The sequence below is a fragment of the Staphylococcus marylandisciuri genome (assembly GCF_025519785.1).
GTDB classification, from domain to species: domain Bacteria; phylum Bacillota; class Bacilli; order Staphylococcales; family Staphylococcaceae; genus Staphylococcus; species Staphylococcus marylandisciuri.
This window is the reverse complement of record NZ_JAOPKZ010000006.1, coordinates 68,162-92,150: the sequence shown is the minus strand read 5'-3', so window position 1 is coordinate 92,150 and position 23,989 is coordinate 68,162. Positions and strand designations below refer to the sequence as shown.

Genomic DNA, 23,989 nt, shown 5'->3' with positions numbered 1-23,989 from the left:
CAGCAATTCATTAAAATTTAACATGAAAAAACGCCGTGTCTAATATACACGGCGCTAAACAAAGGGGATGGGAGAAATTTTTCACTTCAAACAAAGGGGTATGTTTGTTATGTGATTAATTTCATGGTCATAATATAACACGCCCCCTAAGCCTTTTCAACCTGAAATATATAATTTGTTCAATTTGTCACAAACTGTTCAAATTGTAAGCGAATACAATCACATTAAGCTTTCATCAGCTTTTCAAAAGCATCTAATTTTTGTTCAAACACTTGGCATGCTTCCTCGATTGGTTCAGGTGTTGTCATGTCTACTCCAGCATTTTTAAGGATTTCAATTGGATAATTTGAACTTCCTTTTTTCAAGAATTCATTTATATAACGTTCCACTGCTGGCTGACCTTCAGTTAATATTTGATGACTTAAACTTTGCGCTGCGCTGTATCCTGTTGCATATTGATACACATAATAATTCATGTAGAAGTGTGGAATACGAGACCATTCTTTACTAATAGATTCATCTGTTTCAACAGCATCTCCAAAATAAGTTCGATTAAGTTCCGCGTATTCCTCATTCATTCGTTGAGCTGTCAATGGTTCGCCATTTTCCTCGATTTGATGAATTTTGTGCTCGAATTCTGCAAACATAGTTTGACGGAAAAGTGTTGCGCGGAAACGTTCTAATTCTTGATTTAACAGCAATAAACGTTTTTCATCATCAAGGTGTTTGTCCATATAATCACTGAGTAACGCTTCGTTACAAGTTGAAGCTACTTCCGCTACGAAGATCGTATAATCACTTAGGTTGGAAGGTTGATTCTGTCTACTGAAATAACTGTGCGCTGAATGACCAAATTCGTGTACGAGTGTATAGAGGTCAGAGACAGTGTCAGTCCAATTAAGCAGGATGAACGGATTAGTTAAGTGAGTGCCAGAGGAAAATGCGCCTGAGCGTTTTCCTTTATTTTCATAAACGTCTACCCAACGATTATTTAAGCCCTCTTTAATTACTTCTAAGTATTCTTCACCCATCGGTTTAAGCGCTTCTAACATCCACTCTTTCGCCTCTTCGTACGGCATTTCAAATTTAATATCCTTGACTAAAGGAGTATAGAGGTCGTACATCTTCATATCATCCAAGCCAAGTAGTTCTTTTCTTAAGCGCGTATAACGATGAAGTAATGGTAGATATTTATGAACGGTTTTCACTAAATTATCGTGTACTTCTTCAGGAATATGGTTATTACTAAGCGCGGCATGTCTAGCGGACTTATAATTGTGAGTACGTGCATTGAAAACGTTCTTCTTCACTTCACCTGCTAACGTTGAACTTAACGTATTATTATACGCCCCATACTTAGCATATAAATTATCGTAAGCAGATTGACGAAGTGTGCGATCATCAGATTCTAAACATTTAATAAATGTGCCTTGAGTTAAAGGATGACGTTGGCCTTCCGAATCGATCGCATCCTCGAACTCTAAATCCGCATTGCTGAACATACCATAAACATTTTCCGGAGTGGATAATGCATCTTGAGCTTCAGTTAATAATTTCTCTTTATCTGCGGTTAAAACGTGCGGACGTTTTTTATTAATTAATTCCAAATCGAATGCGTAGCGTTGAAGTTTATCGTTCTCTTCAATAAACGATTTAATTTTATCTTCATCTATTTGCAGAATTTCGGGTACTAAAAAGCTCCAATTTGAACTAAATTTAATAACTAGCTGGTGCGCACGAGCTTCAAAGCCAGTATATTTATTATTTGATGTATCTTGATCTTGCTTGAGGTGAGCATATACATAGACTTTCTCAAGCTTCGAAACGAGCTCATCCTCTAAAGCCAACGCATTATATAGCGTTTCAGAGCTATCGCCTAAATGCCCTTTATACTGCTGCTCATCTCCGATATGAGATTCCACTTCTTTAAACGCTGCTTCAAAAGCGTCATCATCTTTAAATATAGTAGATAAATCCCACGTATGATCAGGATATTTACGTTCTTGTTCTTCTCTCGTTAATTGTTGACTCATATTTAACTGTAAACCTCCTATAAGTTAGTATTACTGCAATTTTCTCACGTTAATAACTTTTTTGCACGCTTTTAAGTTTTAGCGCAGTGCACAGGGTGAAATATTGTGTTACTAAATCTTTGAGTAACTCGTGAGTATTCCGCTCTCTATCCAAGAAATACCTCGTTTTTATACATTTTATAAATTCCCGCTCTGAAAACCGCTGTAAATGACAGCTATATAATATTTGAATCTGCCAAGCTATAGGGTGCGATGCAACATATAATTGCTGAGGTAATATATAACCACAATAAGTAGCCACCTCACTGGAACTCATTCTTAAATTATACATCGCCTCTAACGTAGGTTCATGTACAGAATTAATTCTTCGACAGTATTGTAAGTATCTTTCAACATTACGATAACTTAATTTGTATAACTTAGGAACTGTTTGCATGATTGGACTAAATACCCGCTCACTATGACATTGCTCACTTTGCCCCATAAACCATTGCCCACCGATATGTTGAAGTTGGGTATATATAATAAGACTTTGTTGTTTCTCTGACCACGCAAATAACTTTCTTTCATAACTATCTATACATGCACTTTGAAATTGTGAAAGTTTGATTTTCTGATAATAGCTCTGTGGCTCATTAATCACCCATATCACTTTGTAACCTAAAGCGCGAAGTTCATGCGTCCTGTCTTTTAATAATCGCATACTAATATTAGATAATTGAATTTCAATGGCTAATTGTTGATTAACAGTTATATCTGGACATCGTTGGCCGTGATTAATACGTTTCTCTACTTCTATGGTGTATCCTCGCTCTTCTAATTGTTGAGCAACGACGTATTTTGCTTGATAGTGAGCTAACGTTTCTTCCTGATATATGCAACTCAATTGATGTGCTTGGTGAGCAAAATGTGCTCTGACATTCTCTCCTTTTCTGAGGATAACTTTAGAATTACACTCAGGACATCGATACCTAATACCCTTCACAGCATTAAAAGCTAACACACTATTATTATTATCATCTATAGCACGAAGCATCTCGTTCACCTCATTATAATACACGTCAGTGCGCATGATCTTACTTTAGTGAATTGAAAATAAATGATAATAAAGTGAACCTAAAAATCTCAGCAACCGAACATGTTTAGTATTTTCGTAATGTTTATAGCAAAATTGCTGAGATAACATGACAGGGAGCGGGACAGAGATCTATTTTGAATAAAAAGTTTTCGTAGTCCCGCTCCCCACAAGCAACGTTTCGTATATAAAAAACAGCAGTAAGATCATTTTCAATCAGAAAATATCTTACTGCTGTTTTTAAGCTTTTATCCCCCGACCTCTGTGTTATAAATGAATAAACTATTCAACACGATCTGGGAAATAGCGTCTAATTTGAGCTGTCACATTATGACTCATAATTATTTTAGCATAATCATTTAAAAAGACTTCAGACTTATCAGATGGTGTAGCAAATTCTAGCAACTGACTATAACTATCGTTAATCGTTTCTTGATCAACATGATCATCGAAGTGAATAGCGTAGTAATAGTCATGATTTATACTGTATAATAAATCTTCAAAGTCACGCGTTGGTAAATTATTATGATAAGCGAAATAGATGATTTCTTCTAAATCATTAAATTTAACCATAACTGATTGCACTTTGTAAGACGCTTCATCATTTTTATTATTTTTTGAAGATGATTGTTGTTTCTGTTCAAATATATCTTCAAGCGTAGCATCTTGATCCAGGCTTTGTGATAATAAGTCGTTAACTTGATCATCCAATTGATTACTAGACTCACCGTCTGACATGTTCATAACATCATCATTTTTAGACTTAGATATAGTTACTTCTACACCCTTTTCAAAAGCATGTACTTGAATCCACAACGGGCCTTCTACTACGAAATCTTCTTCTTCGTTAATTTCTTCCATCATGTTCCAGAAGAATTCTTCTCCTCGCTTACGATTAGCCCATAGATCTTCCTTTTTAAAGCCTCTATCTTCAATATCACTATAAGTTATATATAATTTGACTGTTGAGTCATCAACACGTTCTATTCTCATATCATCTCACTCCTTAACAGTCGATGAATAGTACTATCATTGTATTAGAACGTAACTTGAAATACAATCCTTTTGTTTGATTTAAATTCACTAATTTGACTTGACTTCTCATAGTAACATATACCCGTGACAATACCCAAAAAAACAGCACTTCACTCATGAGTGCTGCAGTACGAACCTCTATTTCAATGTCTAGGTTAAAAACAAACCACAAAGAAGCACACGAGACTTACTTTATGGTTTGAATATATTGCACCAAGGATCAGTCAACTAAACGCTGCGCTTCTTGTAATTGGAAAGTACGTACCTTTCGTGGCAAGAAACGTCTGATTTCATCTTCGTTATAGCCTACTTGAAGGCGCTTTTCATCTAAGATAATAGGACGACGTAATAGCCCTGGATTATCTTGAATGATATTATAAAGGTCTTGCAACGGCAACGCATCAATATCTACATTCAGTTTTTGATAAGTCTTAGAACGTGTAGAAATGATTTCATCAGTTCCATCTTCAGTCATTTTTAAGATTTGTTTAATTTCGTCTATAGTTAAATGTTCAGAAAAAATATTACGCTCCGTATACGGAATGTCATGTTCTTGTAACCATGCTTTCGCTTTACGGCAAGATGTGCAACTTGGTGAAGTAAATAATGTTACCATACATCTCACTCTCCTATTATATGAATCTTATTTCTAATTATTCACATTATTTATTAGTTTAAAAAATCGTTCTAATAGCACTACGAGGAATGATTGACTTCCAGATCATCAAAAGCGCGTTGACTCCTACAGTAGTTAAACTTAGCACATCTTTAATAATAAGAACCGAGGACGTTAGATTAAACTAACCAAAGCACTAACTATAATCAACTTTCTACTTTATCAAAATCTATAAGCAATCATTTGTACATTACAAATAATATAGTCTTTTTATCGTATAGTTACATTGTACCCAGTCAAAATTAAAATTAAATGAGAAATTCTTATTTTAATCATAATGATTTAAAAAAGATCTTACTCATGTTACAGTTGAGCATTCATAACTACTCTTATATATAGTCTAACATAACTTACAAATGATTGAAATACTGTTATAATAAGTGTACAATAAAGAATTTTATAAAAGAAAGTAGGCATCATTTCTTATGGAAACATTATTCTCAGGAATTCAACCTAGTGGTATACCTACCATCGGCAATTACATAGGAGCACTTAAACAATTTAGCGAAGTACAAGAGGATTATGATTGTTTCTTCTGTATAGTAGATCAACACGCGATTACTGTACCTCAAGATCGCTTAAAGTTAAGACAACAAACACGTCAACTTGCCGCCATCTACTTAGCATCAGGAATCGATCCAGAGAAATCTACATTATTTATACAATCTGAAGTACCCGCGCACGTTCAAGCAGGTTGGATGCTTACAACAATCTCTTCTATTGGCGAACTAGAACGTATGACGCAGTTCAAAGATAAAGCCCAGAAACAAACGGAGGGTATCCCAGCAGGACTCCTCACTTATCCCCCTCTCATGGCTGCAGATATAGTCATCTATAATACGAATATTGTTCCCGTAGGTGAAGATCAGAAACAACACATGGAATTAACACGCAATTTAGTTGAGCGCTTTAATAGTCGCTATAATGATGTACTCATCAAACCTGAAGTGCATATGCCCAAAGTAGGTGGTCGTGTTATGAGTTTGCAAGACCCTACCCGCAAGATGAGTAAAAGCGATGATAATCAAAAGAATTATATTTCTTTATTAGATGAACCCCATATCGCCGCCAAGAAGATTAAAAGTGCCGTCACGGATTCTGATGGCGTGATTCAATTTGATCGTGAAAAAAAACCAGGAATTTCAAATCTCCTATCTATCTACGCAGGACTCACGGATAAATCTATCGAAGAGCTAGTAGAAGCTTATCAAGATTCAAATTATGGCACGTTTAAAGGAGATTTAGCTGAAGTTGTCAAAGACTTTCTTACTGATTTCCAAACGAAATATGAAGCTTTCTATAACTCAGAGGAACTCGATGAGATTCTAGATTTAGGTCGCGATAAGGCTCAACGAGCCTCATTTAAAACACTTAAGAAAATGGAGCGAGCGATGGGTCTTGGGCGCAAACGAAAATAGTTAAAATGACAAGAGGGAGCGGGACAGAAATCTTTTTATTCAAATTAGATTTCTGTCCCGCTCCCTTTTATATCTACATTTTTAATTTAAATTGATCGGACCATGCATTACTCGAAACACTTTGAACTATGTAATCGAAGTGAATACGTGAGAGATGAACAAATCATGGTATGCTCTCCCAACGATCTTCATAAGCTTGTTGATCGACGAGAAAGAGGTAGAGAGCCATTCGAATGCTACACCTTACTTTTTTAACGTTATTGTCCTTCCTTTTTCTTGTCACCCGTTTTGCGGTCGATGCTTTTATCGATATAAGCGTGCTTGAGTGACATCTCTCCACCAATGTAATGATATACTATTCCTTTTACTTGAGGGCTACGCAAAGAAGCTTTACCCTGTTGATAAATAGGTGCTACTGGAGCTTCCTGAAGCAATAATTCTTCTGCTTCTGTCAATTTATCCATGCGTTCTTTCTCTTTAGTTAACAGTGAGCCATTAGCCTCTTTTAACATCGAATCGTAATTTTTATTACTCCAATCCGTGTTATTTTGAGCACCATCTTTCACCATTACTTCTAAAAATGACGTAGGATCAGGATAATCCGGTCCCCATCCTGATAAAGACATTTGGTAAGACATAGATAGTTCAGCGTTTACTCTCTGTTTAAATGGCATTTGTTTAATTTTAACTGTGACGCCAGGTAAATTTTTTTCAATATCTGATTTAATGTATTCAGCAGAAATTTTAGAACTTGGTGTATCTTCTGTATTTAAAGTAAAAGTGAAATTATCTTTGCCTAATGCTTTTTTAGCTTTCTCTAAATGTGTTTTTGCTGCTTTAGTATCGTATTTTAATGGCGATTTGACTGTATCAGCGTAATCTGTCGTACTATTTGATGCTGAAGTTGTCTTTTTAGCTGTAAAGTTATCAAATGGTTTAGAACCATCACCTAACACATTATCAACATAGGCTTGCTTGTTGACTGATTGCGCAATTGCATATCTTAAATCTTTATTTTTAAACTCAGGGACCTCTTTTTCATTCATTTTTAAGAAAAACGTTGAGGCATTTAATCTTTTAAATAAAGCTGGGCTATCTTTATATTTATCGACTTGTTCAGCTGTAATTCCTGTATTGTCTACAGAACCAGTTTCATAGAGCGAAGCACCAGCTTGTTGATCTTTCAATATCTTATAGTTCACTTTATCTAACTTCACTGATTTTTTATCCCAATATTTATCGTTTTTAATCATTTCGATTTTATTTTCAGGCGCCCACTTAACGAGTTTAAATGGCCCATTATATACTGCTCTATCAACTTTAGTTCCGTATTGGTCTCCCTCTTTCTTAGCAATTTTTGCATCTTGAGGCATATACGTTCCAAAAGCTAACAGTTCATTAAAGTAGGGAACTGGTTTTTCTAAATCAATTTGTAGTTTATATTTATTAATAGCTTTAACCCCTAGATCTCTTACAGGCTTCTTACCACTATTGATTTCTTCTGCATTTTTAAGGTAATTCATAATAAATGCATATTCAGATCCGGTCTTAGGATTCACAGCTTTTCTCCAGCTGTAAACAAAGTCATCAGCAGTCACCGGGTCTCCATTAGACCATTTAGCATCCTTACGAAGTTCGATAGTATAACGCTTCTCACCGTTAGAGATGTTAGGCATTTTCTTCGCTACTCCAGGTATAGCCTTATCATTTTTATCTAGAACGTACAGACCTTCATACAATTGATTGAACATAGTAAATGAAACGTTATCCGTCGCCATGACCGAATCTAGAGTACTCATATCTTGCGCTAACGTACTTCGATATACTTGACCTTTATCATCATATAAACTTTTCGTTCCACAACCACTTAATACAAAAAGAGCGGCAACTAGCGTTGAGAACGTTTTAAGACATTTTAACTTCATTCGCTTCCCCTCCCTTTGCATTAACCTTTTGTAAGTCGTTTTTTAAGATTTTCGCTTCTTCATCCGTAGTGAGCACGTAATGACCATTTTCAATCTCATTTAATTCGCGCAAGCTATCTTTTCCATCACCTTCATAAGTGATTCTTACACGTTTGCGCTCACTTTCAGGATCTGGTTGAGGCACTGCAGAAAGTAGAGATTTCGTATACGCATGTAAGGGATAGTTGTAAATATCGTCTGCTGTTCCAATTTCTACTATTTTACCGAAATGCATAACAGCAATACGATCAGATATATATTTCACCATGGATAAGTCATGAGCAATAAATAAGAAAGTGATATCTCTTTCTCGTTGTAACTTTAAAAGTAAGTTGACTACTTGAGCTTGAATAGAAACGTCTAAAGCTGAGATAGGTTCATCAGCTACAATAAATTCCGGCTCTACTGCAAGAGCACGTGCTATTCCGATACGCTGACGTTGCCCGCCTGAGAATTCATGAGGATATCGGTTTGCATGTTCTTTATTTAAACCCACTGTTTCTAATAAATCGTAAACTCGTTTCTTGCGGTCTTTCTTACTATTTGCAAGTTTATGAATATCAATACCTTCTGCAACGATGTCCATGACTTTCAACCGTGGATTTAACGAAGCATATGGATCTTGAAAAATCATCTGAATTTTCTTATTAAATGTTAAAAATTCTCTCCGTGACTTAATATTCTGTATATTAATACCATCGTAATATATATCGCCACTCGTAATATCATTCAATTTAATTATCGCTTTCCCAGTTGTGGATTTACCACAACCTGATTCCCCTACTAGACCAAACGTTTCTCCTTTGAACACATCGAAAGAGATGCCATCGATAGCACGAACTTCATTGCGTTTACCTTCGTTAAAGTATTGTTTTAAATTCTTCACTTGTAATAACACTTCATTTTGACTATCCATCAAACGACACCCTTTCTACCTGTTTAGGTTTAGCGTAATTATTTGGCATCTCACGCGCTCTTTTCTGTACTATTTCAGGTGGCTCAACGTCCGGTGCCCGTTCATCAAGTAACCACGAGCGTACATAATGAGTAGGAGATACTTTAAACCAAGGGGGCATCGCTTTAAAGTCAATGTCTAAAGCGTATTGACTTCTTTCAGCAAATGCATCACCTTGAGATGGATTGAGTAAATCTGGTGGCGTACCTGGGATCGCTAACAGTTCTGTCTCACTTCCCGTTTCAAGGTCAGGCATAGAAGACAGCAATCCCCAAGTATATGGATGTTTAGAATCATAGAAGATTTCATCTACTTGACCTGTTTCAACCATTTGTCCCCCATACATAATAGCGACGCGGTCGGCGATATTAGCTACCACTCCTAAGTCGTGAGTAATAAAAATGATTGAGGTTTCAATTTTCTTTTGTAAGTCTTTCATTAAATCAAGAATTTGCGCTTGCATAGTAACGTCAAGTGCTGTAGTAGGTTCATCAGCAATTAACACCTTTGGCTCACAAGCTAAAGCTATCGCGATGACAATTCTCTGTCTTTGACCACCTGAGAATTGATGCGGATAAGCATTAAACCGCGCTGCCGCATTAGGCAGCCCCACTAGATTTAATATTTCTATAGCACGCTTTTTAGCTTCAGCTTTATTGTAATTTCTGTGCTTTACTAAAGGTTCCATGACTTGTTTACCAATTTTCATAGTCGGGTTTAATGAGGTCATGGGATCTTGGAAAATCATTGATATATCTTTCCCACGTAATTTAATGAGTTCTTTCTCTGGTTTTTTTGTGAGATCTTCTCCTAGAAATTCAATGCTTCCTTTTTTAATTCTTCCAGTGTCTCCTTGAAAGAGTTTCGTAATTGCTTTAGTAGTAACTGACTTACCAGAGCCTGACTCACCTACAATAGCGAGCGTTTCTCCCTTATCTAGATACAAATCTACTCCACGGACTGCTTGCACTTCTCCTGCCTTAATATCAAAGGAAACATGCAAGTCATTAATTTCTAATAGTCTCTCTGACATATGTTTATGCCTCCTTTAATTATTTTCGCATTTTAGGGTCAAAGGCATCGCGTAAACCATCGCTAAATAAATAGAAGAATAATATTAACAGACTTAATATGATCGCTGGAATAAACAACTCATGGGGGTGTATAAGTAACATTTGTCTCCCATCGTTTACTAAAGAACCAAGAGAAGTCTTAGGTGCTGGTACGCCGATACCGATAAAGCTTAGAAATGCTTCGAAGAAAATAGCACTCGGCACTGTGAACATTGACGTTACGATAATTGAACCTAATGCGTTAGGTAAGATATGTCTAAAGATGAGTTTAGGCTTTGAAGAACCTAAGGTACGTGACGCTAGTACGAATTCTTGATTTTTTAATTTTAAAAATTCACCACGGACGACACGGCTCATACCGATCCAACCAGTAACTGTCATGGCTAAGATGATCGTCCATAAAGAGGGTTCGAATATTAATACGAATAATATAACTACGATCAAGTTAGGGATTGAAGCAATAATTTCAATTAAACGTTGCATGAAGTTATCTATTCGTCCACCGAAGAAGCCTGAGATAGCCCCATATATTACTCCCACAAAGATGTCCAGTATTGCAGCCGCAATGCCGATAAATAGGGATACTTGAGTTCCTTGCCATGTTCTAGACCACATATCTCGACCCAATTGGTCAGTACCAAACCAGAAATTTTCTTTCACTCCGGCTTCCTTATAAGCATCATGCCCATCGGAGCCTTGACCATCAAAAGGAAGGAAATGAATTTGATCCAGTACAGGTATCTTAGCTGGTAAATCACGGCGTTGAACATCTTGTTCAGCGAAGTCGTGCGAACTTAACATCGGTCCTATAAACGCTAAAACGATGAGGAGAATGAGACCAATCATTCCGATAACAGCAAGCTTGTTGCGTCGCAATTGATCCCAAGCATCATTCCAAAAACTCTTACTTTCTCTTTGCAGTTCAGGTTCTTTTTCAATATTTCTTTCACTTCTGATAAAGTCTTCAGCTACAATAGCTTCGGAAGTATGAGTAACCACAGCATTAGAATGATTGTCTTGAAAGTTCTCACTACTTTTTGTCATGACTTATTCCCCCCTTCTACACGGATGCGCGGATCAATTACTCCATATAAGATATCGACTACGAAAATAGAAACTATGAACAAAGTACTAAATAATAATGTAGTGGCCATAATTACCGAAAAATCATTCGTCGTGATTGAACGTACAAACTGATCCCCTAAACCAGGCACTCCAAATATTTGTTCAATCGTCAATGTACCCGTTAATATCCCGGCTAACATAGGGACAATAATAGTAATAACTGGTATCAAAGCGTTTCTTAGAGCATGACCGAATAACACCCGCATCGTTGAATTACCTTTAGCACGTGCTAAAAGTATATAATCCGCACTAAGTACTTCAATCATTTCAGCACGAATGTATCTCGCCACCGTTGCTACTACAGTTGCTGACAGGGCTAATGAAGGTAATACAGCCGTAGAGATACCTTCCCAACCTGCTACAGGGAACCATTGTAAACGTACTGAAAATATATATTGTAGAATAACTGCTAGCACAAATGATGGAACGGATACGGCAATAACTGAAATCACAGTTGTAGAATAATCCACCCAAGTATTCTGCTTCGTTGCAGCTGCAATCCCTAGAATTAACCCAATCGTAACGCCAATGACCATCGCAGCCAGACCCATTTCCAACGAAGGAATCAAACGTGGTTGAATGAGATCCCAGACTGGCTGGTTATGGTATTGGAAGGAATATCCAAAGTCTCCGCTAATTACGTTTTTTAAATAATGCAGATATTGAACAGCTACAGGATCATTTAAACCATATTTCTCGTTTAAAATTTGTTTTTGCGTAGCATTCAACTTCGCATCGTTAAATGGCGATCCTGGCATCAGCTTCATTAGAAAAAATGTAATAGTTATAATGACAAATAATGAGATGATCATATAACCGAAGCGTTTTAAAACATATCTAAGCATTTTACATCCCCCTAGTAATAATAGTAAAAGCTAACGTCATAATTTTCAGAAATATTTAACAATATTATATAGTTAATTATTGCCTAAATCAATAAGTAAAATCATTTTTTATTTAAACTAAATTAAGGAGGAGTACTAAAAATTGAAAGACAGGTAGATTTTTAGGTTATAATATATACATGTGGAAATGCTAGGAGCGATTGAACAATGAGATTTAAAGAGATTGGGTTTTTCATATTCTTGACACCCATACTCACATTACTGTTGTGGGCATTGGGTACACGTGATTTTTTAAGTTATATAAATATTTTGTTTTACATAGCAACTATTTTAGCTATTGTATTTTTTTGCATTATTATCCTTCAAGAAGGTGTGTTAGACGCTACAAGTTACGGAATGCGTCGCTTAAAATACCAACTTTCAAGTCATAAAAAGCAACGCGAAATGAAAAGCGATGAATTTTTTAATCCTACTTCAGTTAAAAAAGATAGATACTTCGTTTCCTCCTGGGTAAAAACTGCTTTTGTGATCAATAGCATTTACTTTTGCTTGTCAATTATTATTTCAATTTTACTTTAGATTGATAATCTCATAATTGCGCTTCTATTAAATGGATTGATAACTAATATTTGATTTTAGTAAAGTTGGATGAGTAACATGGAGCATTCATATTTGCACTAGCACCTGTCGTATTCAGGCGTTTATTGTAATAAAGTTATACACCTTGAGCGGTTTTAATATTATCATCCACAATATGATGTAAAAATAGGGAGCGGAATAGAAATCTAATTTGAATAAAAAGATTTCTATCCCACTCCCTCTTCATATTTTAGTATGATTTAACATATTTTTTAAATAATAACACAGCATTATGCCCACCGAAGCCAAGGCTGTTACTCATCGCATAATCAATGTCTAAATCAGCCGCTTCATTTGGCGTAAAGTCAAGGTCGCATTCAGGATCAGGACTATCAGCGTGGATGGTTGGAGCTACACGTCCATCTCTGATAGATAGTACCGAGAAGATAGCTTCAAGACCACCTGTGCCTCCTAATAAATGACCTGTCATAGACTTCGTCGAACTAATCTTTAACGACTTCGCTGCTTCACCGAATGTGTTCTTGATCGCTTGTACCTCTGTCAAATCGCCTACAGGTGTGCTTGTACCATGAGCGTTTAAATACTGTACCTCATCTGCAGTTATTCCTGCGTCACTTAGGGCTGCTTGCATAGCACGGGCGCCTCCTTCACCTTCAGGAGCCGGTGCAGTGATGTGATGTGCGTCGCCTGTAGTGCCATAACCAACTACTTCGGCATATATCTCAGCACCGCGAGCTTCCGCTGATTCAAGTGATTCCATCACAACTATTCCAGCGCCTTCACCCATGACGAAACCATCTCGTCCTTCCTGAAATGGTCGACAAGCAGTATCTTTATCATCGTTTGTAGATAACGCACGATTAGCACTGAAACCAGCTAAAGCCATATGAGTAATAGGGGCTTCTGTTCCCCCTGCGACCATGGCATCAGCATCCCCGCGTTGAATTATTTTAAAAGCATCACCAATGGAATTAGTACCCGTAGCACATGCTGTCACAGTTGAACCATTCGGACCTTTCAACCCTAAATCAATAGAGACTTGGCCGGTTGCCATATCTGGAATAAGCATAGGAACGAAGAAAGGACTTACACGTCTCGGCCCTCTTTCATTCAATTGATTATGCGCTATCTCGAATGTCTCCATGCCACCGATACCGGATCCAATCCAAGTCCCAATTCGCTCAGCGTTGTCCTCCGTGACTTTGAGCTTTGAATCTTTTAACGCTTCTCTAGCTGCTACGACGGCATATTGTGTAAAGCGATCCATGCGTCTAGCTTCTTTGCGCTCTATGTGATCTTCTATATTAAAATCTTTCAGCTCACCTGCTAAACTGACGTTATATTGAGAAGTATCAATTCGTGTGATTTCATCGATTCCATTCACACCTTTTAATGCATTCTGCCAGGTCGACTTTGCGTCGTTGCCAATTGGAGACAATGCACCTACGCCTGTAATTACCACTCGATGTTTCTTACTCATCTATTTCTCCTCCTATTTTCCCCATTTTAAGGTAATTGCACCCCAAGTCAGACCGCCACCGAATCCGACGAGCACAATTGTATCGCCATCCTTCAGCTTGCCATTCTTTAATTCTTGATCAATACTAAGCGGTATAGAAGCTGCTGAAGTATTTCCATATTTATCTACTGAAACGCTCATCTTTTCTTCAGGTATACCTAAACGTAACCTTGCAGATTCCATAATACGTATATTAGCTTGATGTGGAATAAATAAATCTATATCGTCAGGAGAAAGATTCGCCTTTTCAACAGCTTTATTTGATGCCTCACCCATAATACGAACAGCAAACTTGAAGACTTCTCTTCCATTCATGACAATCTTGTGAGTGTCTTGATCTTGATAAAGATACTTACCACCACTGCCATCAGAACCTAATTCGTAGCTTAAAATACCATGGCCTTCCGACACTTCACCAATAATTGCTGCACCAGCTCCATCACCGAAGAGCACAGCAGTAGACCGATCTGACATATCAGTAATCTTAGATAGTTTATCTACACCTACCACTAAGACATTATGGTAATCTCCAGATTGAACAAACTGTTTCGCATTTATCATTGCATACATAAAGCCACTACAAGCAGCAAGCTGATCCACTGAGGCCACTTTGCCTATATCTAATTTCTCCTGCAAAATATTTGCTACAGAAGGGAACGGATAATCTCCTGTAGAAGTAGCGACGATAATCATATCTATATCTTTAGAAGATATACCTGCATCTTCAATTGCTTCTAAACTCGCTTTATAAGCCATATCTGACGTATCTTCGTCATCTTCAGCCCATCGTCTCTCTTTAATACCAGTCATCTTTGATATCCATTCATCTGAAGTTTCTAGAAATGACTCAAAGTAAGCATTGTCTATCACTTTACTTGGCGCATACGCTCCAAATCCTTTAATACCCACGTTCATGGTCGTACACCTTCTTGTAATTATAATTTAATACCAGGTATTAATTTAACATACCCTTTATTCTTAAAACAACAATTAGAATTCAGCTATATAAGACTATTCACTACATTATAGGTTATCTTCCTCCAGAACACAATTTTTCATACGGTTACTAAGAAATATCAATCACTTTTAGTGTGGCTATTTCTTTTTTAGCATAAGGAACGACCTCCTAACCGAACTTAACTGTAGGTTAATTTAAATCTACTCTATACAAATGTTTAATTGTTTAATATAATAGATTATGAATGTAAATAATAGTTTGCTTTATAGCAATTCTTCAAAGTTAAATAATAAGTTTCTACTTTAAATATGCAAGACTGTAAGCTAAGTCACAGTAAATTATAAAACGGAGGCGTAGCAATGAAATACATAGCAGTACTATTTTGGTCTATTCTATTATTAGAAATGGTAGGATTTGTCCTTTCAAGCTTAAACGGTGAAGCTTCTAGTGACCTCGTGTTTCCTATTATAATAGCCGTCATCTTCACCATCTTTGTTGCACTTTTTGATCTAGTCATTGGTTCAAATCATGATTCTACTAAAGAAGAACTATAACTACAGATAGAATGCTAAATCCTACGTATATATAGATGGATATATCGATTAGGCGTGTAGGATATATAATCTTAAAAAGAACAGCAGTAAGATATTTTTCTAATAGAAAATTGTCTTACTGCTGTTCTCTATTTATATAATACGTTGTATTGAATAGCTTTTTTACTTCACTCTTCTATCCCATTATATCGATAGATGTGTAAGAGGGGAGCGGGACAGAAATCTTTTTATTCAAATTAGATTTCTGTCCCACTCCCGTCATTATTTCACTCTATATTCTCTTAATATAATCCAGTTTTTTCATCACTAGTATCAATGAAGATGTTCTTAACTTGTTGATAGTTTTGGATAGCCGCTTTGTAAGTTTCACGACCTATACCAGATTTCTTGTATCCACCGAATGGCGCGCCAGCTGGAACTTGGTTATACGTATTGATCCAGACACGACCTGTACGCATCGCTTTTGCTACATTTAAAGCTCGATTAATATTTGTAGTAAAGATACCACCTGCTAAGCCGTATTCAGAGTCGTTAGCCACTTGTATTGCTTCCTCTTCATCTTTGATCTTAATGACCACAAGTACCGGACCGAAGATTTCTTCTTGTGCGAGTTTATTATTGTTATCATCTACTTCAATGATAGTAGGTTGGAAGAAATATCCTTTATCTAAGCCGTTATCAGTTATGCGTTTACCACCAGTGATAATACGTGCATCATCGGCCTCTTCTGCATACTGAATGTAGGATTGAATTTTCTCCATTTGCTCTTCGCCTGTTTGACTACCCATTAAAGTGTTTTCATCAAACGGATCTCCTACAGTAATATTTTCAAAGGCTTCCTTCAAGCGTTCCATAACTTTGTCATAAATGGAAGATTGTAAGAGCAGTCTAGAACCAGCACTGCATACTTCACCTTGATTGAGTAATATGCCCATTTGAATACCTTCAATTGTCTTTTCTAAATTAGCGTCGTCAAAGACGATGTTAGCACTTTTACCACCTAGCTCTAGCGTAGTTGGGGCAATGCGTTCAGCACCTGCTTTCGCAACTTGATAACCCACACTAGTAGAGCCAGTGAATGAAAGCTTATCAATACCTTCATGGTCAAAGATAGCTTGACCTGACTCGGAGCCTTTACCTGTTACAACGTTAACCACGCCTTTAGGTAACACATCTTGAAAGATTTTCGCTAATTCAATTAAAGTGAGAGGCGTTGAAGAAGAAGGTTGAATGACTACGGTATTTCCGGCTGCTAAAGCAGGACCTAGCTTCCATGATGCGAGCAATAATGGGAAATTCCAAGCAACTACAGCGCCGACCACACCAATAGGTTCATGGCGAATAATACTCATATGGTTTTGATTTAAATCGTTAACCGTACCTTCATCAGTTGTCAGTACACTGGCGAAATATTTGAAGTGCTGTGCTACGAACGGTAAATCAAAACCGCTAGTTTCTCTGTACGGTTTACCATTTTGAAGGGATTCAATAGTCGCAAAGTGTTCAGCTTTTTCTTCAATGCGACGACTAATTTCTAAGAGATAATCCGCACGTTCATCTTTAGAGATTTTACTCCATTCATCGAAAGCGTTGTGTGCTGCTTCTACCGCTTTGTCCACGTCCTTCTTAGACGCTTTCGCAACTTTCGATAACACTTCACCATTAGAAGGATTAGTTACTTCAATTGTCTCTCCACTTTCACTATCTTGAAATTCGTTATTTATAAATAAGCCATATTGTTCATCTAAATAATCCTTTACATTTACAGTCATAATAGACCTCCTCACTGAGAATTAAATAATATCTCATTTATTTTAAGGCGTTAACTACAGTATGCTTTTATCTACACTATCCTTATTCCCTTTTATTAGAATTTTAAAAGCCGTAATATAAATTTTTTACCCATAGCTATGAATTTTCTCATCTTAAAATAGAAAAAGGAAGACAGAAATCGCTTTGATTTCGTTGTCTTCCCACTAGTTGAAGCGACGAACACAAGTATTCGCCAATTTTGTGCTCACAGACTCCTACTTAACTATTCAATTATCCACCTTGTTTCACGCATGTAATGCTTGTGCCGTCTCATTAAGAACATCTTAACGAGAAGTAAGCTTAACCGCTCACTGAACTGAGGTCTTCGTATCATTCTATATTTCTATTAAAATTAACTGTCAGCAGTGTCAGGTTTGTCCATGCTAAATGTTAAACCATCGTCAGTCAATTCAACCTTGACGTTTGTTCCTTCTGGCAAGTGTTCTTTAATCATGCGACGAGCAAGTGGTGTTTCAATTTGACGTTGAACGAAACGCTTCAATGGACGTGCGCCAAATTGAGGTTCATATGCTTCTTCCCCTAACCATTGCTTAGCTTGATCTGAAACATCTAGGCTGATACGTTGATCCATTAGGCGAATATTTAACTGAGCAATAATTTTATCAACAATATGGCTCATATCTTCTACGGATAACGGTTTAAAGAGTACAATATCGTCCATTCGGTTTAAGATTTCTGGTTTAAAGTAAGCATTCAAGCTATCCATGACAGCTTTTTCAGTGTCATCTGTAATAACGCCAGAATCTTTTACATTTTCCAACAGTATTTGTGAACCAATATTGCTAGTCATAATAATGATTGTATTCTTGAAGTCTACGCTACGCCCTTGTGAGTCTGTTAGTCGACCTTCATCTAGTATTTGTAGCAAGACATTAAACACATCGGTATGCGCTTTTTCAATTTCATCTAACAATATCACTGAATATGGATTACGACGTACAGATTCCGTTAATTGACCGCCTTCATCATGGCCTACATAACCAGGAGGCGCCCCAATCAAACGAGAGACAGAATGTTTCTCCATGTACTCACTCATATCGATGCGTATCATGTGTTTTTCAGAGTCAAAGAGTGTGGAAGCTAAAGATTTAGCTAATTCAGTCTTGCCGACACCTGTTGGACCGAGGAATAGGAAACTACCGATTGGACGGTTAGGATCTTTAATACCTGCACGTGCTCTAACTACTGCGTCTGATACTAAGTCGACTGCTTTGTCTTGACCTACTACGCGCTCGTGTAGAATATCTGAAAGACCAAGTAATTTCTCTCGTTCACTTTCTACTAGTTTAGAAACGGGTATACCTGTCCAAGAACTTACGATGTCGCCTATTTCTTCATCTGAGACGACTTCTCTAATAATTCTGTCAGCGTCTTCACTTTGTTCATCTTGAAAGGCATCTTCTAGCTCACGTAGTTCTTTTTCAAGTTGCGGAATTTTACCGTGCTGTAATTCAGCAGCTTTTTCAAGGTTATAATTATTCTCAGCATCCTCGAGTTCTTTACGGCTTTCATCGAGTTCCGCACGCTTATTTTGTAATTTAGATATTTTTTCTTTCTCTTGTTCAACTCGTGATTGTATTTCTGATTGTTTTTCTTTTTCATTTGACAGTTCTTCTTGTAACTCTTTCAATCGTTGTTGACTCGCATTATCTGATTCGTTTTTCAACGCACTCTCTTCGATTTCAAGTTGCATAACTCGACGATTAACTTGATCTAATTCTGTAGGGTTTGAACCCATTTCTGTGCGAATCGTTGCACATGCTTGGTCTACTAAATCGATCGCTTTGTCTGGTAAGAATCTATCAGTAATATAACGATCTGAAAGTTCAGCAGCAGCCACTAGCGCACGGTCTTGTATGCGCACGCCGTGATACACTTCGTAACGCTCTTTTAAACCTCTGAGGATCGAAATAGTATCTTCAACGTCTGGTTCACTCACTTGTACTTTTTGGAAACGACGTTCTAATGCAGAGTCTTTTTCAATATTTTCACGATACTCGTTCAGCGTTGTAGCACCGATACAGTGTAATTCACCACGAGCAAGCATCGGTTTTAACATGTTGCCCGCATCCATGGAACCTTCAGTCTTACCTGCTCCAACAAGCATGTGGATTTCATCTATAAACAATATAATCCGGCCATCTGATTCTTTTACTTCTTTCAACACCGCTTTTAATCTTTCTTCAAATTCACCACGGTATTTCGCTCCGGCTACTAACGCGCTTAAGTCAAGTTCAAAGATCGTCTTGTCTAATAGGGACTCCGGTACGTCTTTCTTAACTATTCTTTGAGCTAAGCCTTCTACTATCGCCGTCTTACCCACACCAGGTTCACCGATTAACACCGGGTTATTCTTAGTTTTGCGACTTAAGATACGTATAGCATTGCGTATTTCCTCGTCACGTCCAATGACAGGATCCATGTTCCCTTGACGAACTTCTTCTACTAAATCTCGACCGTATTTTTCTAATGCTTCATAGTTAACTTCTGGGTTTTGAGATGTCACATGATTTCCTCCTCTAACTTTCTTAATGATTTCTTCGACGACCTCTTTCTTATTACCAACAACTTGCTTAGTCGTTTCATCTACTTCAATGGCTGCAAGCAATACGTGTTCCATCGAAATATATTCGTCATCATATTCTTTCATGTAAAACTCAGATTTATTAATAAGTTCGTTCGCTTTTGCGCTAATATATTGCCCATATTGAACGTTATCTACCTCTACTGAAGGATATTTCTTTAGCTTATCCTCATAGACTTGAGTTAAATGATCGATATCGATATTTGCTCTTTCTAATATACTATGAAATAAACTTTCGTCTTCTTCTAGAGCTGCTTTTAAAATAGCTTCAATTTCTATATTTTGATTTTCATAGTCTTGTGATAATCCTATAGCTTTTTGTAAAGCTTCTTGAACCTTATATGTCATTTGATTAATATCCATTTTATTCACCTCTACTCAACTTTATGACAAGCAAGTGAACTCGCATCTTTCATTAAATAATATAGACTAAATGGTCTCATCGTTTAACGACATGATCAAAGAACATTTATTGACTTTGACTTTCTTTGACCTTAATTTTATTATAAACCCACTCTCAGGATTAATCAACCTTAAACGTCAAATTTAGTTAAACTTTTTCGATATTTTCTTTTTCTACTTAATAAACGACTTAGTATATTCATTTAAATCAACCTAATATCCAACTGTATCTCTACTGACTATTCACCTGTTTACTAGGCCTCAATATATTTCTTCCCCTATTAAAAGTTATCCTCAACCTGCATTTAAAAAGGGAGCGGGACAGAAATCTAATTTGAATAAAAAGATTTCATCGTCCCGCCCCGGCAAGGATGACTAGAATTGAAAAAAGCTTGATACAAGCGTATTTTCAGATCAGTCACCTACTGTCGAGATGTTGAAAGAGGGAGCGGGACAGAAATCTAATTTGAATAAAAAGATTTCGTCGTCCCGCCCCGGCAAAGATGACTAGAATTGAAAAAAGCTTGATACAAGCGCGTTTTCAAATCAGTCATCTACTGCCAAAATGCTGAAAAAGGCTGGGATTTAAGTCCCAGCCTCTTTACTCATTTAACCGATGCCTAAAGCTATCTTCGCATAGCGAGACATCATATCTTTATCCCATGGTGGATCCCACACGATATTAACTTCAGTATCCTGAATCTCTGGAATATCGGCTAAAGCAGCTTTAACCTGATTTACTATTTGTGGTCCAAGCGGACAACCCATTGAAGTAAGTGTCATCTCAACAGTACATAAACCATCGTCGTCTACATCTACTTTATATACTAAACCTAAGTTAACGATATCAATACCTAACTCAGGGTCAATAACCATTTCTAGCGCATTAAGTATACTATCCTTTAATGCTTCATCCATTTGTCTCACCTCACAGACTTTCATTGATATAAACAATATATCAAATATCTTACAAAACGCCAATAAAATGCTATGATGTTAGGGAGCGGGACAGAAATCTAATTTGAATAAAAAGATTTCTGTCCCGCTCCCTCTCAGAGATGTGTAACTAGCAATGATTAAAGACGAATCTCAAGAACAAATTATATTCACTTAAAATAATGAGGAGATCAACCGTTATGACAGTAACAAATCCCTATTTAATATGCTTAGATTTAGATGGAACTTTACTCAATGATGACAAAGAAATTTCCACTTTTACAAAGCAAGTATTACTAACACTTCAAGAACAAGGACACCATCTTATGATCGCTACAGGACGTCCCTATCGTGCCTGCGACATATATTACCATGAGTTAAATATGCATACTCCCATAGTTAATTTCAACGGTGCCTACGTTCATCATCCTAACAATCCTCATTTCAAGACTATTCATGAGGAGCTTGATTTAGATGTTGCTTATGAAATGATTCGTTCACTAAAAAAATATGAAGTTTCTAATTTAGTCGCTGAAATACGTGATCATGTCTACATAGATAACTACGATGAACGGCTCTTTGAAGGGTTTTCAATGGGCAACCCTGATATAGAAATTGGTAACTTACTTGAAAACCTTCAAGAGCCTCCTACTTCTCTCCTTGTTGAAAGTCCAGAGGATCAGATTCAAGAAATTAGAGAGATGCTCAATCATTTCTATGCGGAAAATATAGAACATCGCCGTTGGGGCGCACCTTTTCCTATTATTGAAATCGTGCGAAAAGGCATTAATAAAGCTCGTGGAATTGATTACGTCAAATCATACTTGGGAATTAAAAGTGAGAATGTCATAGCTTTTGGCGACGAAGATAACGATAGTGAAATGCTTAAATATGCGACGCACGGAGTAGCCATGGCTAATGGTTTGGATGAAATTAAAGAGATCGCTAATGAGATAACTTACTCAAATAATGAAGATGGTATAGGTCGTTATCTAAATACATTTTTTAATCTACAATTAACTTATTCATCATAATCACTCATCGCAGGAGGAAATAAATTGACTAAAATAGTAATAGTTGGCGCTGTTGCTGGTGGCGCAACTGTAGCGAGCCAAATTAGACGCTTGGATCAAGATAGCGAGATCCTTATCTTTGAGAAAGATCGCGACATGAGCTTCGCGAATTGTGGCCTCCCTTATTATTTAGGCGGAGTAGTAGAAGAAAGAGATCAAATCTTAGAAGCAACACCCGAAGAATTTTATGCAAAGAAGAGAATCAGGGTCAAAACGTATCATGAAGTTATTCAAATCGACGATAATCGTCGAACTATAACCGTGTTAAATCGCCAAACAGACGAGACATTTGAAGAGAGCTACGATGAGTTGATATTAAGTCCCGGTTGCAGTGCTAAAAGTCTTGGCTTTAGTAGCGATATGATATTTACCTTAAGAAATATGGAAGATACGGATGCGATAGACGACTATATCAATAAGCACGACGTCAAACGCGCCCTAATCGTAGGTGCGGGTTATATCAGTTTAGAAGTATTAGAGAATTTATATCGTCGCGGGCTTCAACCCACGCTTATTCATCGCTCTAGAGGAATTAATAAATTAATGGATCAAGATATGAACCAACCCATACTCGATGAACTTGAGAAACGAGGTGTTACTTACCGTCTTAACGAAGAAGTCAAAGCCATAAACGGACGAGAAGTGATTTTCACTTCAGGTATAGTTGAGACTTACGATTTAATTATTGAAGGTGTTGGCGTCCAACCCAATTCAGAGTTCATTCGAAGTTCTAATATTTATTTAGATGAGAAAGGTTACGTACCAGTAAATGACAACTTTGAAACGAATATAGCGCATGTGTACGCTTTAGGGGACGTCATCACGTCGCACTATCGACACGTTGATCTTACCGCTCATGTCCCTTTAGCTTGGGGAGCCCATCGTGCAGCATCTATCATCGCTGAAAGACTCAATGGTAATACGAGTATTAAATTCGAAGGTTATCTAGGCAGTAATATTGTTAAATTTTTTGATTATACTTTCGGAAGTGTAGGAGTCAAACCTCAAGAACTTCAGAAATTTGATTATGAAATGGTAGAGACGAAACAAAATCAACACGCTGGCTATTACCCGGGAAATGAAACACTTCATTTACGCGTCTATTTCGAGAAAGCAACACGCAAAATTCTGCGTGCTGCTGCAATGGGTAAAGATGGGGTAGATAAACGCATTGACGTACTATCTATGGCAATGCAAAATCACCTGACCGTCGATGAACTTACTGAGTTTGAAGTAGCATACGCGCCGCCATATAGTAGTCCGAAAGATCCCATAAACATGATAGGTTATAAAGCACGAAATAAATAAAATTGAGTTGCTCATACGTATTA

Annotated in this window: 19 protein-coding genes; 5 read left to right on the top strand and 14 right to left on the bottom strand. The window is 37.1% G+C overall.

Annotation, left to right across the window (positions count from 1 at the left end; genetic code table 11):
- Positions 1–224 precede the first annotated feature (224 nt).
- From pepF to spxA, 4 genes are all read right to left on the bottom strand, one after another.
- Positions 225–2,033 (bottom strand): oligoendopeptidase F, encoded by a 1,809-nt coding sequence (gene pepF / locus N9R04_RS04785; RefSeq protein ID WP_262855411.1) that lies wholly within the window; start codon positions 2,031–2,033, stop codon positions 225–227.
- 49 nt (positions 2,034–2,082) lie between these two features.
- Complete coding sequence (locus tag N9R04_RS04780; protein ID WP_262855410.1) at positions 2,083–3,105, bottom strand: competence protein CoiA; 1,023 nt, start codon at positions 3,103–3,105, stop codon at positions 2,083–2,085.
- A 285-nt stretch (positions 3,106–3,390) separates the two neighbouring features.
- Positions 3,391–4,101, bottom strand: coding sequence for an adaptor protein MecA (mecA, locus tag N9R04_RS04775; protein WP_262855409.1), 711 nt, complete (start codon positions 4,099–4,101; stop codon positions 3,391–3,393).
- 262 nt (positions 4,102–4,363) lie between these two features.
- On the bottom strand, positions 4,364–4,759 hold the full coding sequence (gene spxA / locus N9R04_RS04770) for a transcriptional regulator SpxA (protein ID WP_262855408.1): 396 nt from the start codon (positions 4,757–4,759) through the stop codon (positions 4,364–4,366).
- Positions 4,760–5,244: 485 nt separating this feature from the next.
- Between spxA and trpS the strand changes: the two genes are divergently transcribed.
- Positions 5,245–6,237: a tryptophan--tRNA ligase gene (trpS, locus tag N9R04_RS04765; RefSeq protein ID WP_262855407.1), complete on the top strand. Its 993-nt coding sequence runs from the start codon at positions 5,245–5,247 to the stop codon at positions 6,235–6,237.
- A gap of 257 nt (positions 6,238–6,494) precedes the next feature.
- On the opposite strand, the gene N9R04_RS04760 is transcribed toward trpS, so the two are convergent.
- From N9R04_RS04760 to opp3b, 5 genes are read right to left on the bottom strand one after another with little or no spacing between them, the layout of a single operon-like run.
- A complete protein-coding gene (locus tag N9R04_RS04760) occupies positions 6,495–8,162 on the bottom strand; it encodes a peptide ABC transporter substrate-binding protein (RefSeq protein WP_262855406.1) in 1,668 nt (555 codons plus the stop codon).
- The gene (locus N9R04_RS04755; protein WP_262855405.1) at positions 8,143–9,117 is read right to left on the bottom strand and encodes an ABC transporter ATP-binding protein; all 975 of its coding nucleotides are present in this window, start codon (positions 9,115–9,117) and stop codon (positions 8,143–8,145) included. Before N9R04_RS04755 ends, N9R04_RS04760 begins: the two co-directional genes overlap by 20 nt.
- Entirely contained in the window at positions 9,110–10,189 is a 1,080-nt protein-coding gene (locus N9R04_RS04750; RefSeq protein WP_262855404.1) for an ABC transporter ATP-binding protein, read from the bottom strand. Before N9R04_RS04750 ends, N9R04_RS04755 begins: the two co-directional genes overlap by 8 nt.
- Before the next feature lie 19 nt (positions 10,190–10,208).
- Entirely contained in the window at positions 10,209–11,273 is a 1,065-nt protein-coding gene (opp3C, locus tag N9R04_RS04745; protein ID WP_262855403.1) for an oligopeptide ABC transporter permease, read from the bottom strand.
- Complete coding sequence (gene opp3b / locus N9R04_RS04740; RefSeq protein WP_262855402.1) at positions 11,270–12,199, bottom strand: oligopeptide ABC transporter permease; 930 nt, start codon at positions 12,197–12,199, stop codon at positions 11,270–11,272. The genes opp3C and opp3b overlap by 4 nt, the downstream gene beginning before the upstream one ends.
- 207 nt (positions 12,200–12,406) lie before the next feature.
- Here opp3b and N9R04_RS04735 point away from each other — a divergent pair, with 207 nt between their 5' ends.
- A complete protein-coding gene (locus N9R04_RS04735; protein WP_262855401.1) occupies positions 12,407–12,778 on the top strand; it encodes a DUF3899 domain-containing protein in 372 nt (123 codons plus the stop codon).
- A 250-nt stretch (positions 12,779–13,028) separates the two neighbouring features.
- Here the strand turns inward: N9R04_RS04735 and fabF are convergent, their stop codons facing one another.
- Complete coding sequence (fabF, locus tag N9R04_RS04730; protein WP_262855400.1) at positions 13,029–14,279, bottom strand: beta-ketoacyl-ACP synthase II; 1,251 nt, start codon at positions 14,277–14,279, stop codon at positions 13,029–13,031.
- Positions 14,280–14,291: 12 nt separating this feature from the next.
- The gene (locus N9R04_RS04725) at positions 14,292–15,233 is read right to left on the bottom strand and encodes a beta-ketoacyl-ACP synthase III (protein ID WP_262855398.1); all 942 of its coding nucleotides are present in this window, start codon (positions 15,231–15,233) and stop codon (positions 14,292–14,294) included.
- 402 nt (positions 15,234–15,635) lie between these two features.
- Between N9R04_RS04725 and N9R04_RS04720 the strand changes: the two genes are divergently transcribed.
- Positions 15,636–15,830, top strand: coding sequence for a YjzD family protein (locus N9R04_RS04720; protein WP_262855397.1), 195 nt, complete (start codon positions 15,636–15,638; stop codon positions 15,828–15,830).
- Between the two features lie 281 nt (positions 15,831–16,111).
- On the opposite strand, the gene N9R04_RS04715 is transcribed toward N9R04_RS04720, so the two are convergent.
- The 3 genes from N9R04_RS04715 to N9R04_RS04705 form a co-directional block, all read right to left on the bottom strand.
- On the bottom strand, positions 16,112–17,602 hold the full coding sequence (locus tag N9R04_RS04715) for an aldehyde dehydrogenase family protein (RefSeq protein ID WP_306439814.1): 1,491 nt from the start codon (positions 17,600–17,602) through the stop codon (positions 16,112–16,114).
- 392 nt (positions 17,603–17,994) lie between these two features.
- A complete protein-coding gene (clpB, locus tag N9R04_RS04710; protein ID WP_262855396.1) occupies positions 17,995–20,610 on the bottom strand; it encodes an ATP-dependent chaperone ClpB in 2,616 nt (871 codons plus the stop codon).
- A gap of 648 nt (positions 20,611–21,258) precedes the next feature.
- Complete coding sequence (locus tag N9R04_RS04705; protein ID WP_262855395.1) at positions 21,259–21,567, bottom strand: metal-sulfur cluster assembly factor; 309 nt, start codon at positions 21,565–21,567, stop codon at positions 21,259–21,261.
- A 218-nt stretch (positions 21,568–21,785) separates the two neighbouring features.
- Between N9R04_RS04705 and N9R04_RS04700 the strand changes: the two genes are divergently transcribed.
- Positions 21,786–22,619 (top strand): Cof-type HAD-IIB family hydrolase, encoded by an 834-nt coding sequence (locus N9R04_RS04700; protein ID WP_262855394.1) that lies wholly within the window; start codon positions 21,786–21,788, stop codon positions 22,617–22,619.
- 24 nt (positions 22,620–22,643) lie between these two features.
- Positions 22,644–23,966 (top strand): CoA-disulfide reductase, encoded by a 1,323-nt coding sequence (locus N9R04_RS04695; protein ID WP_262855393.1) that lies wholly within the window; start codon positions 22,644–22,646, stop codon positions 23,964–23,966.
- Positions 23,967–23,989 lie beyond the last annotated feature (23 nt).

Coding starts and splice junctions, on each gene's coding strand:
- pepF (WP_262855411.1), bottom strand. CDS start 2,033: ATGAGTCAACAATTAACGAGAGAAGAACAAGAACGTAAATATCCTGAT.
- N9R04_RS04780 (WP_262855410.1), bottom strand. CDS start 3,105: ATGCGCACTGACGTGTATTATAATGAGGTGAACGAGATGCTTCGTGCT.
- mecA (WP_262855409.1), bottom strand. CDS start 4,101: ATGAGAATAGAACGTGTTGATGACTCAACAGTCAAATTATATATAACT.
- spxA (WP_262855408.1), bottom strand. CDS start 4,759: ATGGTAACATTATTTACTTCACCAAGTTGCACATCTTGCCGTAAAGCG.
- trpS (WP_262855407.1), top strand. CDS start 5,245: ATGGAAACATTATTCTCAGGAATTCAACCTAGTGGTATACCTACCATC.
- N9R04_RS04760 (WP_262855406.1), bottom strand. CDS start 8,162: ATGAAGTTAAAATGTCTTAAAACGTTCTCAACGCTAGTTGCCGCTCTT.
- N9R04_RS04755 (WP_262855405.1), bottom strand. CDS start 9,117: ATGGATAGTCAAAATGAAGTGTTATTACAAGTGAAGAATTTAAAACAA.
- N9R04_RS04750 (WP_262855404.1), bottom strand. CDS start 10,189: ATGTCAGAGAGACTATTAGAAATTAATGACTTGCATGTTTCCTTTGAT.
- opp3C (WP_262855403.1), bottom strand. CDS start 11,273: ATGACAAAAAGTAGTGAGAACTTTCAAGACAATCATTCTAATGCTGTG.
- opp3b (WP_262855402.1), bottom strand. CDS start 12,199: ATGCTTAGATATGTTTTAAAACGCTTCGGTTATATGATCATCTCATTA.
- N9R04_RS04735 (WP_262855401.1), top strand. CDS start 12,407: ATGAGATTTAAAGAGATTGGGTTTTTCATATTCTTGACACCCATACTC.
- fabF (WP_262855400.1), bottom strand. CDS start 14,279: ATGAGTAAGAAACATCGAGTGGTAATTACAGGCGTAGGTGCATTGTCT.
- N9R04_RS04725 (WP_262855398.1), bottom strand. CDS start 15,233: ATGAACGTGGGTATTAAAGGATTTGGAGCGTATGCGCCAAGTAAAGTG.
- N9R04_RS04720 (WP_262855397.1), top strand. CDS start 15,636: ATGAAATACATAGCAGTACTATTTTGGTCTATTCTATTATTAGAAATG.
- N9R04_RS04715 (WP_306439814.1), bottom strand. CDS start 17,602: ATGACTGTAAATGTAAAGGATTATTTAGATGAACAATATGGCTTATTT.
- clpB (WP_262855396.1), bottom strand. CDS start 20,610: ATGGATATTAATCAAATGACATATAAGGTTCAAGAAGCTTTACAAAAA.
- N9R04_RS04705 (WP_262855395.1), bottom strand. CDS start 21,567: ATGGATGAAGCATTAAAGGATAGTATACTTAATGCGCTAGAAATGGTT.
- N9R04_RS04700 (WP_262855394.1), top strand. CDS start 21,786: ATGACAGTAACAAATCCCTATTTAATATGCTTAGATTTAGATGGAACT.